This window comes from Streptomyces sp. BBFR51 (assembly GCF_044591655.1).
GTDB lineage: Bacteria > Actinomycetota > Actinomycetes > Streptomycetales > Streptomycetaceae > Streptomyces.
Genome location: NZ_CP172448.1, coordinates 7,196,154 through 7,213,261, shown reverse-complemented (window position 1 = coordinate 7,213,261; position 17,108 = coordinate 7,196,154). Strand labels below are relative to the sequence as shown.

Sequence of the window (17,108 nt, the reverse complement as noted above, 5' to 3'; positions counted from 1 at the left end):
TTCGAGGATCTGACGACTGACATGGCACTCACGTACTCCGCAGGCTCGCTGGTCACCGCACGCGGCCGGGAATGGGTCGTACTCCCCGAGAGCGAGCCCGACCTGCTGGTGCTGCGCCCGCTGGGCGGCTCGGACGACGACATCGCGGCGGTGTTCCCGGCCTTCGAGACGGTGAAGGGCGCCGAGTTCGCGCCGCCGGAACCCGACGACCTCGGCGACCAGCGTGCCGCCGGCCTGCTGCGCACCGCGCTGCGCGTCGGCTTCCGCTCGGGCGCAGGCCCGTTCCGCTCGCTGGCGGGCATCGCGGTCGAACCGCGCGCGTACCAACTCGTCCCGCTGCTGATGGCGCTGCGCCAGAAGACAGTACGCATGCTGATCTCCGACGACGTGGGCATCGGCAAGACGGTGGAAGCGGGCCTGATCGCGAGCGAGTTTCTGTCCCAGGGCGAGGCGACGGGCCTGGCGGTGCTGTGCTCCCCCGCGCTGGCCGAGCAGTGGCAGCAGGAGCTGCGCACGAAGTTCGGCATCGACGCGGAGCTGGTGTTGTCGTCGACGGTGTCGCGCCTGGAACGGGGCCTGGGCCTGGGCCAGTCGCTGTTCGACAAGTACCCGCACGTGATCGTGTCGACGGACTTCATCAAGTCGCCACGCCACCACGAGGATTTCATCAAGTACTGCCCTGACCTGGTGATCGTCGATGAGGCTCACACGTGCGTGACCGACGATGACACAAAGACCGGCACGCAGAACCAACTGCGCTACAAGTTGCTGCGCCGCGTGGCAGAAGACACTGAGCGACACCTGCTCCTCGTAACGGCTACCCCGCACAGCGGCAAGGAGTCGGCGTTCCGCAACCTACTGGGCCTGGTCAAGCCGGAACTCGCCCACGTCGACCTGGATTCGCAGTCCGGCCGCAAGCTCCTCTCTCAGCACTTCGTGGCCCGCAAGCGGGCGGACGTACGCCAGTACCTCACCAAGGAGGACGGCCTGGCCGACGACTCCCTCGCCGAGCGCACGGCGTTCCCGTCAGACCGCTACTTCAAGGACGAGACGTACAAGCTGTCCCCCGAGTACCGGGCACTGCTCGACGACGCGATCGCGTACGCGAGTGAGCGCGTGGAGGAGGCGGACGGCCAGGGCCGACGCGAGGCCCGTATCGCCTGGTGGTCGGCGATCGCGCTGCTGCGCTCCATGGTGTCGTCGCCAAGGGCGGCGGCACAGACCCTGCGCACCAGGTCCGCGGCGGCGGTAGCCGCGTCGGCGGAGGAGGCGGACCGGCTCGGCGCCCCGCTGACCAGCGACTCGGCAGACAGCGACGCGCTGGAGGGCATGGACGTGGCCCCGGGCGCGGAGACGGAGGAGAACGCGGGCTCGCGCCTGGCCGACCTCGCCGAGCGTGCGCAGGCGTTGGAGGGCCCGGCACAAGACCTGAAGCTGAAGGCGCTCATCAAGCATCTCAAGGCCCTGCTGGCCGACGGCTACAACCCGATCGTCTTCTGTCGCTACATCCCGACCGCCGAGTACCTGGCCGAGCAGCTCTCCAACGACCCGGAGACGAAGAAGCGCGGCCCGCTCGGGGCGAAGACGGTGGTGAAGGCGGTAACGGGCACGCTCTCTCCCCAGCAGCGCATCGAACGCATCGAGGAGCTGGCGGCAGAGGCCGGCGAGGATGCCGCCGCGCGCAGGGTCCTGATCGCCACCGACTGCCTCTCGGAGGGCGTGAACCTCCAGCACCACTTCGACGCCGTACTTCATTACGACCTGGCGTGGAACCCCACCCGCCACGACCAGCGCGAGGGCCGCGTAGACCGGTACGGCCAGAAGCGCGACGAGGTCCGCGTCATCACGCTGTACGGCGACGACAACGGCATCGACGGCAAGGTCCTGGAGGTGCTGATCAAGAAGCACCGCCAGATCAAGAAGGACCTGGGCATCTCGGTCTCGGTCCCGGACGAGATGTCGACGGGCGTGACGGACGCGATCGTGGAGTGGCTGCTGTTGCGCGGCCGGCAGGGCGAACAGGAGGCGCTCTTCGAGTCGGACTCCTTCCAGCAGAGCTTCGCAGACCTGGAGCAGGACTGGAACTCGGCGGCCGACAGGGAGAAGGCGTCCCGGTCGCGCTTCGCACAGCGCTCCATCCACCCGGAGGAGGTGGCGAGGGAGGTCGCCGCTGTTCGGGAGGCACTGGGCGGCGCGGGCGAGGTCGACACGTTCGTACGGGAGTCGCTGAACGCACTGGGCGCGGTGCTCCGTGACTCCGATGACTCCGGCGCCTCCGTCACGGGCTTCACGGCGCAGGTCGGGGGCACGCCGGTGGGTCTGCGGGACGCGCTGGCGCCGGTGGTGGGGGCGGAGACGGTCGAGCGGGACCGCCCGATCCCGTTCCGCTCGACTCCGGCGGTGGCGCGCGGCGAGGCAGCCCTGGTCCGCACGGACCCGGTGGTGGGCGCGCTGGCGTCGCACGTCCTGAACGCGGCCCTGGACACCCAGGCGGACGGCGTCCGCCCGGCACGCCGGTGTGGCGTGGTGACGACGGACGCGGTGACGACGCGTACGACGCTGCTGCTGGTCCGCTACCGCTTCCACCTGACGTTGCCGTCCCGCAACGGCGAGAAGCAGGTGGTGGCGGAGGACGCCCGCCTGCTGGCCTTCGAAGGTGCCCCGAGGAACGCGGTGTGGTTGCCCCAGGACCGGGCGGTGGAGCTGCTGGAGGCGCACGCGACGGAGAATACGGCGGCGGCGTCCGGGGAGCGCACGATGAAGCGCATTCTCGGTGAACTGGGTGACGCGACGGCCCACTTGGAGTCCTACGGCGCCGAACTCGCCGCAGAGCTGGACGCCTCCCACCGCCGAGTAAGGACCGCTTCCGGCGAGATCGTCCGAGGCCTGTCGGTCACGGCCCAGAAGCCCGCCGACATCCTCGGCACCTACGTCTACCTGCCCGCAGCTTCCTCCACTGTCTCTGCTTCCGCTGGAGTGTCCGACTGATGTCCGCCACCACTCGCAACCAGGTGTTCACCGCCGTCCACACCGTCGGCGGCCTGCTGCCGGCCGACATGCTGGTCCGCATCTCCGAAGGCAAGGACGTCCCCGCCTCCAAGCCCGCCGACTACGGCATGCCATCGTCGCGCTCGGTACGGGACGAGGCCGAGCGCAGCTGGGAGTACCTGAAGCCCCTCTGGCGCGACCTGCGCAAGCACCTGCCCGAGGACGTGGAGACGGGCGTCCCGGCGGGTGACCCGACGGGGCGTGCTGACACCGACTGGCTGGCGCCGCTGTGGCGGGAGCTGGGCTTCGGCCGGCTGACGGCTGTGGGCCCAGCAGGCATCGCGGCCGACTCGGACACGGAGAAGAAGTTCCCGGTCTCCTACCGCTGGGGTCACGCTCTAATCCACCAGACGGCGTGGAACGCCGAGCTGGACAAGCGCCCGGCCGGCGCGGGCACGGTCCCGCCCCAGTCGATGCTCCAGGAGTGCCTGAACCGGACGGAGGCCCACCTGTGGGGCGTCCTGACGAACGGCCGCCAGGTGCGGCTGCTGCGTGACTCCAGCGCGCTGGCCACGGCTTCGTACGTCGAGTTCGACCTGGAGGCGATCTTCGACGGTGAGCTGTTCAGCGAGTTCGTGCTGCTGTACCGGCTGCTGCACGTGTCGCGGTTCGAGGTCGCGGAGGGGGCGGCGCCGTCCACGTGCTGGCTGGAGAAGTGGCGTGCGGAGGCGATCGCAAGCGGTACGCGAGCGCTGGACCAGTTGCGGAAGGGTGTGCAGGAGGCGATCACGGCGCTGGGCACGGGCTTCCTGCGGCACCCGGAGAACGGCTCGCTGCGCGAAGATGTTCGCCCGAAGCCCTTGCAGAAAGCGCTGCTGCGCCTGGTGTACCGGCTCCTGTTCGTCTTCGTAGCGGAGGACCGGGACGCGCTGCTGTCGCCAGGCGCTGACGGGATCGCGCGCGAGCGGTACGAGAACTACTTCTCGTCGGCCCGGCTCCGCGCCCATGCCCGGAAGCGGCGCGGAACGGCTCACGGTGACCTGTACGAGGCCCTGCGCATCGTTCTGACTGCCCTCGGCGACGAGAAGGGCCGCCCCGAGCTTGGCCTCCCCGGCCTCGGCGGCCTGTTCAACGACACGGACACGGACGCCCCGCTGCGCGGCCTGAAACTTTCCAACGAGGCGCTGCTGACTGCTGTACGGCACCTGTCCCAGGTACGGGACGGCAGCTCGGGCCGCTGGCGCGCGGTGGACTACCGGCACCTCGACGCCGAGGAGCTGGGATCGGTGTACGAGTCCCTGCTGGAGCTGGAGCCGAAGTACAGCGCGGGCGACCGTACGTTCACGCTGATCGAGGTGGCGGGCAACACCCGGAAGACGACGGGTAGTTACTACACGCCGTCGTCCCTCATCGAGTGCTTGCTGAACTCCAGCCTGGACCCGGTGGTAGAGGACGCCATGAAGCGCGGCGAGGAAGCAGCCGCGCAGTCGGGTGCGACCGACCCGTCGGACGCGATCGTGAGCGAGTTGCTGTCGTTGACAGTCTGCGACCCTGCGTGCGGTTCCGGGCACTTCCTCGTGGCGGCGGCCCGTCGTATCGCCAAGCGGGTCGCGGCGGTACGGGAGCGTAACCCCGAGCCGACGTTGAACGCGGTCCGTCATGCACTGCACGAAGTCGTGGCCCGCTGCATCTACGGCGTGGACCTCAACCCGATGGCTGTGGACCTGGCGAAGGTCTCGCTGTGGCTGGAGGCTCTGGAGCCCGGTAAGCCGCTGGGCTTCCTGGACGCCCACGTAAAGCAGGGCAACGGCTTGATCGGCAGCACGCCCAAGCTCCTCCAAGGTGGCATCCCCGACGAGGCGTTCATCGCAACGGAGGGCGACGACAAGAAGCACGCGAAAGCCCTAGAAAAGATCAACCAGCAGGAACGGGCGGGCCAGGGCAGCCTGTTCGACCTGGCCAGTGAGTCGGTCAAGGTCGCCAACACGACATTCGCTAAGCGCCTGCGATCCATCACGCTCGTCGCGGCCGAGGAGCTGACCGATGTACGTCGGCAGGAGGGCGCATACGGGGAGTGGACGGCGTCCTCAGAATACCAGCGCGCTCAGCTCGTCGCGGACGCCTGGTGTGCGGCGTTCGTATGGCTGAAGACGCCGGAAGCTCCGCGGCCAGTGACGCATACCGTTTTCAAGGCTCTGGAGGATCCGAGCGGCCAGGAGGTGGCTGCGGAGACCGAAGCTGAGATCCGGAGGCTGCGGGAGCAGTTTTCCTTCTTTCACTGGCACTTGGAGTTCCCTGAGGTGTTCTCGGTGCCGGAGAACGGGCGGGGTGTGTCGTCGGCGACCGGGTGGGCCGGGGGCTTCGACTGTGTGGTGGGGAATCCGCCGTGGGAGAGCGTGGAGTTCCGCGAGCAGGAGTTCTTCGCGCACAGGGCACCGGAGATCGTGGAGGCGTCCCGTACGGCCGTACGGAAAAGGATGATCGAGGCGCTCAAGGACTCGCCCGACGCGCTGCCCCTATACGAAGAATTCGAGGTTGCGAAGCGGAAGGTCTATGCCGAGAGTCACTTTCTGCGCCGGTCGGGGCGGGTTCCGTTGACAGGTCAAGGCAACCTCAACACGTACGCAATTTTCGCCGAGACCGACGTCATACTGCTCGATCCACGAGGACGTGCAGGAATCATCGTCCCGACTGGGATCGCAACGGACGCGCGAACTCAGTACTTCTTCCGGGATTTGGTCGAGCGGGGGGCGATCCGTTCACTGATCGGCCTCGTTACGAACCCGAACCTCTGGTCCGGTATCGGACACAACACCTTCAAGTTCTGCCTCTTCAGCCTCACGGGCCGGGGGCTTCGCGAGGAACGATCCCGGTTCGCCTTCGACCTCCTAGGCGTGGAAGAGCTCGAGGATCTACGCAACTCGTACGAGCTCACACCGGAGGAGATCAAAATTCTCAACCCGAACACGGGAACGCTTCCCGTCTTCAGGTCCAGAAGAGATGCCGAGATCACGCTGGCTATGTACCAGCGAATGCCCGTACTTTGGCAAGAGGCTGCACAGGATGGAAATCCGTGGGAGATTTCTTTCCTGCGCATGTACGACATGAGTCACGACTCAGTTCTTTTGCACCTCCGTGAGGAACTCGTGGCATCCGGATGGACCCTCGACGGCAATGTCTTCATTAGAGGGGAGGAACGAATGCTCCCCCTGTACGAGGCCAAGATGCTGCACCACTACGACCACCGGTGGGCTACATACGATGCCGGGGACGAGACTCGCCCCCTCTCGCTAGAGGAAAAGGATCGCTGCGACAGCCTTGTTCTGCCCCGCTACTGGGTCGCGGAGAATGACACTCCATCAGGCAAGTGCGACAGGAACGGCGACGACAGAACTAAGCCGGGAGTCAAGAATCGCCTCTCCAGTAAGGGATGGGGCCATAACTGGCTGCTGGGTTGGCGCGACGTAGCAAAGGTGGCCAACGAGAGAACGATGATCAGCGCTTTGATGCCAGCTGTGGGCGTTGGCAACAAGTTTCTTCTGGCATTCTCCCGCTCACCTCTATTGCTTTGCGCTACGTGGTCATCCTTCGCCTTCGACTACGCCGCCCGTCAGAATATTGGCGGTGTCAACTTGAACTTCTTCATCATGAAGCAACTCCCGGTACCGACTCCCACTCAACTGACCCCACATGAGTCGTTCATCACCGCTCGCATCCTCGAACTCGCTTACACAACAGTAGACATGAGCAGCGTTGCCTCTGATGCTGGAGACACCGGTGCCCCATTCCGCTGGGACGAAACCCGCCGTCAGCACATCCGTGCCGAACTTGACGCCCTCTTTTTCCATCTCTACGGCGTATCCCGTGAAGACGTCGACTACATCCTCAACACCTTTCCCATCGTCCGCCGCAAGGACGAGGCCAAGTACGGCACGTACCGCACCAAGGAACTGATTCTCGCCGAGTACGACCGCATGGCCGTCGCTGGCCTGACCCTGGAGAACCCCCTCGTGGACGGCGAGAACTACACGTCCGCCCTCACCCCACGCCCAGGCCACGGCCCGCGCCACCCCGCCTGACCACAACACCCGCGCGCGCTCACCATCGACATCCCAGGGGGGACCATGAGCAACCCGCAGCAGCCCGATCCGACGCCCTCGAAGTACGAACTCGAGGTGTGGGACTCCATCCAGCAGTTCAAGGGCCGCCCACTGTCACACGCGATGCAGAACGCCGGCGAGCACGTGGCCAACGGCGTCACGCGACTCGGTAAGCAGGCGGCGAAGCAGTTGGAGAAGCACCCGCGCGCCGCGTCGGCGGTGTCGCGGGGACAGGAGTTCGTCGCCAAGGGCGCCTCCAAGGCCGGCGCGAAGGCGCGCAACGCCGCCGAGAACATGCCGGAATGGGGCGGCACGGCCGTGCAGTCCGTGCGGAAGACGGTGGGGAAGCTTTCGCGCGCGGGGCTTTCTCCCAAGCGGGTGGTGGCACTCCACAACAAGCGCGGACACGAAGTCGCCTCCCTCTCCGACGTGCGCCAACTCGACCTCGAACTAATCGAGAATGTGCGCGGTCGGGGAGCGAGCTGGTACTATCCTGCCGCGGCAGCGCTCTCGGGGGCGGGTGCGGGGCTTGCGATCACCGGAGGGCAGCTCGCCATCACCGCCTCCGCCGGTGCCGCGGCGGCGCCTTCGGTCGGTGCGATCGCGGGCGCGTTCACCGCCGATACCGCAGTCGTACTCGGACTCTCGTCCCGGGCCGTCGGCCAGGTCTCCCTGTCCTACGGATACGACCCCGAAGAGCCGTCCGAGAAGCTCTTCATCATGTCCGTCGTTAACTTGGGGACCGCGAGTTCGGCGACCGCCAAGAACGCGGCGATGGCCGACATCTCGAAGCTCACCCAGGCGCTCTTCCGCGGCAAGACGTGGGACATCCTCAGCAACTCCTTCGTCACCAAGGTCGCCGAGAAGTTCGCGAAGGCGTTCGGCGTCCGCCTCACCAAGAAGAGCCTCGGCAAGGCCGTGCCCGCCTTCGGCATCGTCGTCGGCTCCACCCTCAACTGGGCGACGCTGGAGGGGATCGTCGACGCGGCCGAGATGGCGTACCGGCGCCGGTTCCTCCTGGAGAAGTACCCGTACCTTGCCGACGAGGAGGCGTTCGTGACGTTCACCGACACGGACGTCTCGGACGACGCCGACGAGAAGATCAGCGTCCTCGACGAGATCGTCGAGGAGGGCGGCCCCGACCTCCGCTAGCCCAAGTACCCGGCGTCCCTGGTGTTTGACGGCAAGCGCCATCACACGACTTGGATGGCGACGGTCGGCCGTTTCCGCTGAAACGAGTAGCGGAGAGCAAACCTGCATGCGGAGCTGCCCGCCTACCCCTTCCTCCTGATAAGTCCCTCAAGGACGGCTAGAACTACACATCCCCTCCGTCCGCTCCAGGGCCATGGCGCCGTCACCCCGGGAACTGATCCGTCCCACACAGGGGCACGAACGAGTAGCCGGTCAGCGTAGATCGGACGTCTCGAAAGGATCACCCCATGGAACCTCGCGGTTACCGCATGGTCATATCGACCCGACAGGACTTCGTCACAGCTTCCGCGCTCGCCGAACGTCAGCTCTACACCTGGCTGGAAGCAAAGCATTACGACGCCTCCGCGTTGGACGACGGCCGCAACGACATCGCACCGAACGTCACACTCGACCGCGACTCGTCGTCAGGTCGCCAAGGTGCGTACACCCGTTGGCGCGTGCGGGAAACCCCCTCACCCGAGATCGGTACCTGGCAGTCCACTCTCACCGTCCGCCGGGACCACAGGGACAACGCGGACCGTACCTGGCTTCAGGTCGATATCGAGCACATGCCCTCGTCGCCCGGCAGGGCACCCACACGCGCCAACACACCAGGGATCGCTGGTCTGCTCCTCGACTCTCTCAGCGCCCATGACGGACTCGCGGCAGTGAAGGCCAAGGCAGCTTTCATCGAACCGGAAGACGTCCAAGAGGTCATAGAGGAACTCTGCGACGAGCAACGCCGCCTTCCCATCGTTATAGCCAGCGTTCCGCATGGTGTGGACGCCGACGTATGGGCCGACGGGACAGTCGAGCATGCGTACAGGCACCTCTCCGGCCTCGCCATCCTCTACATCCTCACACCAGAAGCCCACACAACCTTCAACAAGGAGTTGGAGTTCCACCGCATCTTCGGCGGCGGCATCCGCACCTACATGCCTGGCGTCGACCCCGCATGGAAACCGGATGCCCAACGCCACCCTGTGATGTCACGGCGAACGCTGGAAGCGGATGTTCGCCGTGCTGCCCGCACTCTCGCGGTCCTTCCCCAGCGCCATGCTCTGCGTCAGCCGCTGCCAGCCGCCCTGGCCACTCTGCCGATCCAGCGCGCCAGGCCTCGCCAGCAGGTTCACGGCTCCGACGTTGAAAAGCTGTCCGGCGAGATCAAAGCGCTATACGCGCTCCTTAGCGAGGCCGAGCAGATCGAGGCCAGGCGCTCGAAAGAGATCGAAGAGCTCAACGCAGACCTGGAAACGACAGATCGATCGGCGTACGAGCTACGTGGCGAAAACGAGGAACTGTACGAGCAGTTCCAGGTCGCACAACGTCGCGTCCGCTTCATGCAGGAAGAGCTCAGGAAGGCCGGCGAGTACGAGGCCGCCAACTGTGAACCGTCGGCCCCTGCCATCACGTACCCAGAAACTTTCGCTGGCCTGCTGGAGCGGCTCAACGAGCTTCCATATCTGTGCTTCACTGGCCGGGAGAAGACCACCCGGGACCTGGACAGCCAGTCGGTCGACAACTGGCTACGCGTTGCCTGGGATGCCTTGCTCGCTCTCCATCACTTCGCACGCGCATCGGCGGAAGGCACCGCGGGCGGCGACTTCCTCAGCTGGTGCAAGAGCGAAGAATCGCAAGCGTACCCATTCCCTGCGGCAAAGGTCGCGATGCGTGAGTCGGACACCGTTGCCCGGAAGGACAAGCTCCGGAGGGAGCGCATGCTCCCCGTGCCGGAGTCCGTGCATCCCGACGGGGTGGTATTCATGCAGGCTCACCTGCGCATCGGCTCCGGCAACACCATCGCCCCGCGCCTGCACTTCTATGACGACGGCCCGAACTCCGGCCGGGTGTACGTGGGCTACCTCGGCCCCCACCTGCGTAACACTCTGACCTGAGGGCCCGGTGGTGGCGGACGGCTGCGTCCGCCACCACGTGGTCCCTCTGTCAGTCCCTCGCCGCGAAGCCCACGAAGTACGCCCAACCCTCACGCCCCACGGCGAACGGCCTTCGTGTCACATCCTTGGAGTCCCGTACGTGGATGGCCTGCTCGGTGACGGCAACCTCCACACAGTCGTCGCCCGAGCTACCGCTATAGCTTGACTTGAACCAGGCGAGTTCCGTCGTGCTCATGTCTCTCCTCGCAGTCGCTCCAGCAAGGCCCGGGATTCTTTGGGGTGCAGGGCCTGCGACCGCAGTGTGTCATAACGCTGCTGGAGAACTCTCACCTCTTTCGGGTCACCAATCAGCCGCCCGCTCTCCTGGCCCTCCGAGTAGGCAAGTCGACGCCCCTCCGGGGTCTCCAGTAGGCGCAGAGGCCCATCCACGCACGAGTGGTACTCAGCTTCCAGCGGCATGAGCTGCAACGTCACATTGCGTGGCAGCGTGTGCTCCAAGATGTGGTTCAGCTGCTCGCGCCGCACCTCCGCTCCACCCAGCCTGCGACGCAAGACGGCTTCTTCAACGATGAAGTGGAACGGAACTGTTGGACGCTCATACAGCATCTGCTTCCGCTCCATCCTCGCCGCGACCTGGGCCTCCAACTGCTCATCCGTCAGCAGCGGAATCCGGTGCTCGAAGAGTGCCCGTGCGTACCCCTCCGACTGCAACAACCCCGGCACCAACCGGCACTCGTACGTGCACAGACTTTCCGCCTCACGCTCCAGCTTCGCCCACCGCCGAAACCAAGCCGCCAGCCCCGCCTCCCCCCGCGTCAGAAACCGCGCCGAATGCCGCAGCGCCCCCGTGTTCCCCAGCGCTTCCTCCGCCCGCTCCACGAAGGACGCATCCGGCATCCGCCGCCCCAACTCCACCGACTCGACCGTGTGCTTGGAGAACCGCACCAGCTCCCCGAACTGCGCCCTGCTCAGCCCCGCGTGCTCGCGCAGCGCCTGGACGACGGCCCCGAACGTCCGGAGACTGTCCGACGGGTCCGGCTCCCGTTCCGCCTCGCAGGCCGCCGTCTCGCCGCCCACACCCGCGCCAGCTGCCATACGCGCCCACCTCCGCTTGCCTCTGTACGTCGCCCGTCGGCCCCCACGATCGACAGAAGCCCAGCTTGACGGATCCGACGACGTACCGTCCACGGAATGTGCCCGTACGCTTACGTAGCGTACGGATCAGGTCGCTCGCGTAACAACAACGCGGCCACGGCTGTTGAACGCCTTGCCCCTGACGAGAGTCAAGGTCCACCCGACCCAGATTGAACACCGGAGCAAGAGAACACCCGTGAACCCGTACAACACCACTCCACCCCCGTCCTCCCGGCCCTGGTGGAAGACCACCCCCGCCCTGCTCGGTCTCCTGGCCCTCGTGGCCGTACTCAGCGCGGTGAGCTTCCCGCTCGGCTTCCTCGTGATGATCGGCGCCATGGTGGCCGCGTGGGCCCTGCCCGCATGGCGCTGGTACGCCAAGCTCGGCGCCACGTTCGGTGCCTTCTTCCTGATGTTGATCAGCGCGGGCGTCAGCGGGCAACTCGACGACAGTGGGCCGGACAAGTCCGTAGCCGGCGCACAGGACACGGACGACAAGGCCGTCGGAGCCACGCCTTCCCCGACCCAGGCGAAGGTCCCTGAGCTCACCGACTACACGGGCAAGTCACTCGCCGAGGCGGAGAAGGGCGCCCGTGCGGCCGACTTCACACCCGGCCGACATGACGCGTCCCCGGGAGACCGCGCGATCGTCGTGCGGTCGGCGTGGACGGTGTGTTTCCAGACGGCCGACACCACTGCGAAGTCCGTCGTCTTCGCCGCCGTGAAGGACGGCGAGCCCTGCCCCACGAAGGACGGCGCCCCGCTCCCCTGGCCGACGATGCCGGATGTCGTCGGTGACACCTACAACACGGCGGTCAAGGCGCTGGACCAGGCCGGCATCGACCTCGACAGCGTCACACTCGACGACGTCTACCTGGACCTCGAAGCGCCCACGGCCGACGAGGCCGCCGAGGAAGGCGACGAGTGGCGCGTGTGTTTCCAACGCCCCGACGAGAACAGCGAAGTCACCCCCACCACCACGGTTCACCTCGACCTGGGCGAGTGGACCGACGCCGATGTCGTCCAGAAGTGCCCGGCGAAGAAAGACACGACCTACAAGATCCCCGCCGGCGACCCCAACTACGGGGGCCACAGTGACAGCGACGACAACAGCACCACCGGCGGCGACTCCTCCACGTCGTCAGGTGGCTCGACCGGTGGCGGCGGCGTCGGAGTCGTGCATCCCGGCTCGTTCTGCTCCCCGGCCGGCGCGACCGGTGTGACCAAGAAGGGCACCCCGATGGTCTGCGGACCCGGCAGTGACGGCCGCGACCGCTGGCACTCCTCCTGACCTGTTCCGCCCCATCCGCTGCGCATCTCGCTTCTGGGTCATCCATCCGTGATCCGGCTGCACGGACTTCGCGCTATGCCTGAGCGAGACGACTCCGCGGAGCGACGTGCGACAACCATGGCAAGGGTGCAGCTATCGTCCGCCAGAAGCGGGGAAGGGGCCTCGGATTCCGTCCAGGAGGTAGATGGTGCGGCGGTCGTAGCCGTCCCGGGGAGGCCGCTTGCCGTGCTTGAGGGCGAGGGCGTTGTCCACGACGAGTGCGTGCAGGTCGCCCGCCGTGAACTCCGGCCGCAGCGCATTGGAGGCCTGCGCCGCTGCGATGAGCTCCTCGTTGGCCTCGCTTCCGACCCGGCAGATCTCCATCAGCCGCTGCGAATGCGGATACGTCTGCAACAGCACGTCGTTGAAGGCGGGCTGGCGGTATTGGAAGTCACGGAGCGCGGTGAGGTAGTACTTGATCCGCTCACCCACGTCATCCATGGCCCGAGCGTGGTCGATGACGGCGAACAGTTCACTCGCCACGAGTTCTTCGATGACGGCTTCGATGAGACCGATCCGCCCGCCGAACCGGTTGAAGATCGTGGCCTTGCTCACCCCTGCCGCCCTGGCGACCTCCTCCAGCGGCACCGTCAGGCCCTGCCCCTGGAAGGCGCCGATCGCGGCAGAGCGGATCTGCTCGGAATTGCGCCGGGCGTCGGCGCGCAGCCGGGATCCCGAAGGCACCGCACTCACCGTCCCTTCCTACCCGTCGACGCAATTTGACCCATGTGGTCAGTTTACCTACGGTCGTAGCCAGAAGCTAAACTGACCCATGTGGTCAACTTGTGATTCCGGGAGGTCAAGAACATGATCATTGTGACTGGCGCCACCGGCGGGCTGGGCGGCACCACCGTCGAGCACCTCCTCAGGCGCATACCCGCCGACCAGATCGGCATCAGCGTCCGCGACACCTCCAAGGCGCGGCACTTCGCCGACCGCGGCGTACGCGTACGGCAGGGCACGTACGAGGATCCGGCCGCGCTACGCAACTCGTTCGCCGGTGCCGAGCAGGTCCTTCTGGTATCCGGTAACGACCCGGACGCCGACATGGTCAGCCTGCACCGCAATGCCATCGACGCCGCGGTCGCGGCCGGCGCCCGGCGCATCCTCTACACCAGCCAGCAGGGCGCCGTCCCCGGCAACCCGTACCGGCCGTCGGACATCCACATCGCCACCGAGGCGATCCTCGACGACTCGGGTGTCGCCTGGACCGCACTGCGCAACGGCGCCTACGGCCCACTTGACCAGGTGCTCGGCCCGTGGCAGCGGACCGGCGTGATCGCCCAGTCGCAGGACGGCCCCGTCCCGTACACCGACCGTGCCGACATAGCCGAGGCCACGGCGGTCATTCTCGCCGGTGACCGCTCCGTCGACGGCCCCGTCAACCTCACCGCGCCGAACGCCGTCACCTTCGACGATGTCGCCAAGATCGCCTCCGGCCTTACCGGTCGCCCTGTTGAGCGCATCGTCCTGGACGACGAACAGTGGATCGCCGACCAGATCGCGATCGGTGTCCCGGAGCAGATGGCCCGGCTCATGCTCACCTGGTACCAGGCTGCCCGCGCCGGCTATTTCACCGAAGTCGGCCCCCTGCTGGCCGAACTGCTCGGCCGCAAGCCCCGCACCGCCGCTGAACGGCTCGCAGCCCACGTCGCCGCCCGAAGCTGAGCTTCTTTTCGATCGCCTGATCGTTGATCTGGGCATGCCCTTGACTGACGTGCGAGGAACGACGGGCCTCACAGGCCGTTCTGCTTCGCCTCCTTGATGCGCTCAGGTGTCCAGTACTCGCGCAGTTCCTGTGGAGGCTCGTCGAACCTGTGCTCCAGAGGGCTCCCCGGGTCCTCCGGTGCGTTCACGGCCGCACTCGTCCCGAGGCCCACCGCCACGACACCGACCACCACCAGTACGGCCGCGACCTTCTTGTTGCGCACAACAGACCTGACACCCGCCACGAGGACGCCTCCAGATCAACGCGAACCCAAGGAAACATCAGGGTAGTTGCTACCGTCCGTTCGACTCCGACTGTTCGAGCCTCCCGTTCGGAGCGACTGGGGGTACGCCGAGACGAACACCGGAGCCGGCCGGAGCCAGAGACGCCGCGTCGGCTTGGGGGGCCTTCAGACCGGCAGCCGCCAGCAGGGTCCCTCCGGGGCGCCCAGCCAGACGACCTGGTCCCACTCCGTGACGGTCATACCGAACGCCATCTGATCAGGCGCCCCCGCCTGCTGCCACGCGTCGAGCGCGTCCTCGACCTGGTCCCACAGCCTCAGCGGCCCGTCCTGGTGCACCGTCCAACCGTTGCCGTCCGGCTCGGTCCAGGCCTGGGAGCCGGTCGCCGCGTCGACCAGAGCGGGACCGGCCGCCGTACGAACCAACTCGGCGGACGGCGCGCCCAGCTGCGCGACGAAGAGGCCGGTCCAGTCGTCCAGCAGGTCCGGGCTCATCCGAGCTGTTCGCGTACTGCCCGGGTGGGCGTAGAAGGTGGGGCGGGGCGGCCGCTCGTGCGGACGGGCGAGCATGTACGACACCGGGTCGGCGGCGAAGCGACCGCGTGCAACGCCCTCTTCGTCGAGGACTAGACGGATCAGGCCCGAGCCGAGCATCCAGCCGCTGATCGTGGTGGTGATGCTGCCTCCGTCGCGGAGCTGCCACAGCCACGACGGAGGGATGGTGCGCACAGCACACGTTGCGATCACCGTGTCGTAGTCGGCGCCGTCCTGGTGACCGCCCAGGCCGTCACCGACGACGAGGTGCGGGGAGCGGCCGGCGGCTCGCAGGTGCTGCGCGGCAGTGGCTGCCAGCTCCTGGTCGTACTCGACGGAGTACACCGCCTCGTCCCCGAGGAGGTGGCAGAGGACGGCGGTGGAGTAGCCCGTTCCCGTGCCGATCTCAAGGACCCTGTCGCCCTCGCGGATATCAGCGAGTTCGAGCATCCGCACGACGAGCGAGGGAAGCGTGCTGGAGGAGGTCGGCCGCCCTGAGACGGGGCCTGCGGCTTCCTGGGCGCTGATGCCGTCGACCTGCGTCACCCAGGTGGTGTCCGAGTAGACCATCCTGAGCCACTCGTCCTCGCCGAGCTGCTCACGACGTGCAGGCTCCCAGTGGGTGCCGTTGGAGCGGAATACGACGTCTCCCAGGAACAGTTCGCGGAGCACCGCCTCGACTGCGGCGCGTCGTGCCGGGTCAGTGAGCAGGCCGCGTGCGGCGAGCTCGCGGGCGAGGCCCTGGCGGAGATGGGTTGTGCTGGTTGTGCTGGTCATCGGCCGTCCCGGTCTGAGGAGTACTGGAGCTGGTCGGCGAGCGCTGCGGTGATCCGGCCCGTGATGGGGTCAGGGAACCATGCGAACTGCCCGTTGGGATTGCACTCGTACGGCGGCGTCGAGCCCGAAGTCGAAGGCGCCGTAAGCCAGGCCGAACGCGGCAAGGTACTCGTGTACGCCCTTCGCCACGTCGGGCGGCGTGTCGATGAGGCTGTAGTGGAGGTCGTCGTAGTGGCGGCGCCAGTCCAGTCCCGGGGACCCGTCGATCCGCACGGCGAACAGCTGGTTCCCCACCGCTGTGAGCCGTACGTCGGCGACTTTGTCCACGCGGGTCTGGAACAGGTGCATCGTGTGGGCGACACCCGTGTCGACGTCGGCCATCGCGACTTCCTCGACCCACACCGTCAGGCCCTCGCCGTCCGGGCCGACGTATTCGCCGTTGTACAGCGGCTTGTAGACGGCCGGGCCGTGATCACGGATGAACTGCCGTGCCCGCTCCACATCGTTGGTGAGCAGTGTCGGTGGTACGTGCAGCCCGCACCGCGCGGCGGCAGTGTGCTGAGCCGGCTTGTACTCGGCAGCCCGGTTGCGCCACGGGTGGTGACGTAGTGCGCTCCCGGAAGAGCGGTCAGAATCCCGCCCAGGCCGTGGTGTGCCTGCTGTGCGCACCAGTCTGCGTCCGGTCCCTTCAGGCCGTCGGGCGCGGAGTAGGGGCGCGGACGGCGCCAGTACACGGATCGGACTGCGTCCAGCGCCACGCTCCGCGTTCCCGTCCGCACCTCACCGGTGAGCCGCGGGCCTTCCGCGCGCGCCGCGACGGTGGTCGTCGCCGGGAAGTGGCCCGGGTCGAGTCGGACGACCGGCACCGAACGCCGGCCCAGTTCCTCGACGACGACGTCCGCCGTCGCGTCGTCCAGCCGCGTGACGACGAGGACGGGCGACGCCGCGCTCAATCGCTGTCTCCCGACTGGTCGCTTCCCTCGTCCGGCGTGCCGTCCATGGACGTCTTCGTCTTCGTCTCCTTGGAGGTCTCGCTGCGCTTGTGCCGGTCCAGAGCCGGAACGTCCATGCCGTCCGGTCCGATCCACCGCCCGACCTGGCGGTCGGCGTCCAGTACGACCGTCGCCGCGGCCAGTACGGCCGTCGCGGGAAACGGCTTCATCCGGGTCAGGCCCCACGGCCTCGGAATCGGCGTCGTCATCAAGAGCAC

The 17,108-nt window shown here is 67.1% G+C and carries 14 protein-coding genes; 6 read left to right on the top strand and 8 right to left on the bottom strand.

The window, feature by feature from the left end; all coding sequences use genetic code 11:
* Nucleotides 1-21 precede the first annotated feature (21 nt).
* The 4 genes from ACGH7X_RS32785 (at nucleotide 22) to ACGH7X_RS32770 (ending at nucleotide 10,174) form a co-directional block, all read left to right on the top strand.
* Nucleotides 22-2,988 (top strand): helicase-related protein, encoded by a 2,967-nt coding sequence (locus ACGH7X_RS32785; protein WP_399892160.1) that lies wholly within the window; start codon nucleotides 22-24, stop codon nucleotides 2,986-2,988.
* Complete coding sequence (locus tag ACGH7X_RS32780) at nucleotides 2,988-7,067, top strand: Eco57I restriction-modification methylase domain-containing protein (protein WP_399892157.1); 4,080 nt, start codon at nucleotides 2,988-2,990, stop codon at nucleotides 7,065-7,067. The genes ACGH7X_RS32785 and ACGH7X_RS32780 overlap by 1 nt, the downstream gene beginning before the upstream one ends.
* A gap of 45 nt (nucleotides 7,068-7,112) precedes the next feature.
* The gene (locus ACGH7X_RS32775) at nucleotides 7,113-8,240 is read left to right on the top strand and encodes an EcsC family protein (protein WP_399892154.1); all 1,128 of its coding nucleotides are present in this window, start codon (nucleotides 7,113-7,115) and stop codon (nucleotides 8,238-8,240) included.
* 287 nt (nucleotides 8,241-8,527) lie between these two features.
* Nucleotides 8,528-10,174 carry a hypothetical protein gene (locus tag ACGH7X_RS32770; RefSeq protein WP_399892151.1) on the top strand — a complete coding sequence of 549 codons (1,647 nt, stop codon included), beginning with the start codon at nucleotides 8,528-8,530 and terminating at the stop codon, nucleotides 10,172-10,174.
* A gap of 49 nt (nucleotides 10,175-10,223) precedes the next feature.
* Here ACGH7X_RS32770 and ACGH7X_RS32765 read toward each other — a convergent pair whose 3' ends face one another.
* Nucleotides 10,224-10,409 carry a DUF397 domain-containing protein gene (locus ACGH7X_RS32765; protein WP_399892149.1) on the bottom strand — a complete coding sequence of 62 codons (186 nt, stop codon included), beginning with the start codon at nucleotides 10,407-10,409 and terminating at the stop codon, nucleotides 10,224-10,226.
* Complete coding sequence (locus ACGH7X_RS32760) at nucleotides 10,406-11,269, bottom strand: Scr1 family TA system antitoxin-like transcriptional regulator (protein WP_399892147.1); 864 nt, start codon at nucleotides 11,267-11,269, stop codon at nucleotides 10,406-10,408. The genes ACGH7X_RS32765 and ACGH7X_RS32760 overlap by 4 nt, the downstream gene beginning before the upstream one ends.
* A gap of 235 nt (nucleotides 11,270-11,504) precedes the next feature.
* On the opposite strand from ACGH7X_RS32760, the gene ACGH7X_RS32755 reads away from it, so the two are divergent.
* Complete coding sequence (locus tag ACGH7X_RS32755; RefSeq protein ID WP_399892144.1) at nucleotides 11,505-12,599, top strand: PASTA domain-containing protein; 1,095 nt, start codon at nucleotides 11,505-11,507, stop codon at nucleotides 12,597-12,599.
* A gap of 132 nt (nucleotides 12,600-12,731) precedes the next feature.
* Here the strand turns inward: ACGH7X_RS32755 and ACGH7X_RS32750 are convergent, their stop codons facing one another.
* Nucleotides 12,732-13,331 (bottom strand): TetR/AcrR family transcriptional regulator, encoded by a 600-nt coding sequence (locus ACGH7X_RS32750; RefSeq protein ID WP_399892141.1) that lies wholly within the window; start codon nucleotides 13,329-13,331, stop codon nucleotides 12,732-12,734.
* A 114-nt stretch (nucleotides 13,332-13,445) separates the two neighbouring features.
* Between ACGH7X_RS32750 and ACGH7X_RS32745 the strand changes: the two genes are divergently transcribed.
* Nucleotides 13,446-14,306 carry an NAD(P)H-binding protein gene (locus ACGH7X_RS32745; protein WP_399892138.1) on the top strand — a complete coding sequence of 287 codons (861 nt, stop codon included), beginning with the start codon at nucleotides 13,446-13,448 and terminating at the stop codon, nucleotides 14,304-14,306.
* Between the two features lie 68 nt (nucleotides 14,307-14,374).
* Here the strand turns inward: ACGH7X_RS32745 and ACGH7X_RS32740 are convergent, their stop codons facing one another.
* The 5 genes from ACGH7X_RS32740 to tgmA all read right to left on the bottom strand — a co-directional run bounded on the left by ACGH7X_RS32740 (nucleotide 14,375) and on the right by tgmA (nucleotide 17,099).
* Nucleotides 14,375-14,590, bottom strand: a complete 216-nt coding sequence (locus tag ACGH7X_RS32740; RefSeq protein ID WP_399892137.1) for a hypothetical protein — start codon at nucleotides 14,588-14,590, stop codon at nucleotides 14,375-14,377.
* Nucleotides 14,591-14,755: 165 nt separating this feature from the next.
* Nucleotides 14,756-15,898 carry an ATP-grasp peptide maturase system methyltransferase gene (gene tgmC / locus ACGH7X_RS32735; RefSeq protein WP_399892134.1) on the bottom strand — a complete coding sequence of 381 codons (1,143 nt, stop codon included), beginning with the start codon at nucleotides 15,896-15,898 and terminating at the stop codon, nucleotides 14,756-14,758.
* 69 nt (nucleotides 15,899-15,967) lie between these two features.
* Entirely contained in the window at nucleotides 15,968-16,399 is a 432-nt protein-coding gene (locus ACGH7X_RS32730) for a hypothetical protein (RefSeq protein WP_399897781.1), read from the bottom strand.
* Nucleotides 16,303-16,851 carry an MvdC/MvdD family ATP grasp protein gene (locus ACGH7X_RS32725; RefSeq protein WP_399892131.1) on the bottom strand — a complete coding sequence of 183 codons (549 nt, stop codon included), beginning with the start codon at nucleotides 16,849-16,851 and terminating at the stop codon, nucleotides 16,303-16,305. Before ACGH7X_RS32725 ends, ACGH7X_RS32730 begins: the two co-directional genes overlap by 97 nt.
* Nucleotides 16,848-17,099 (bottom strand): putative ATP-grasp-modified RiPP, encoded by a 252-nt coding sequence (gene tgmA, locus ACGH7X_RS32720; RefSeq protein ID WP_399892129.1) that lies wholly within the window; start codon nucleotides 17,097-17,099, stop codon nucleotides 16,848-16,850. Before tgmA ends, ACGH7X_RS32725 begins: the two co-directional genes overlap by 4 nt.
* Nucleotides 17,100-17,108: the final 9 nt, after the last annotated feature.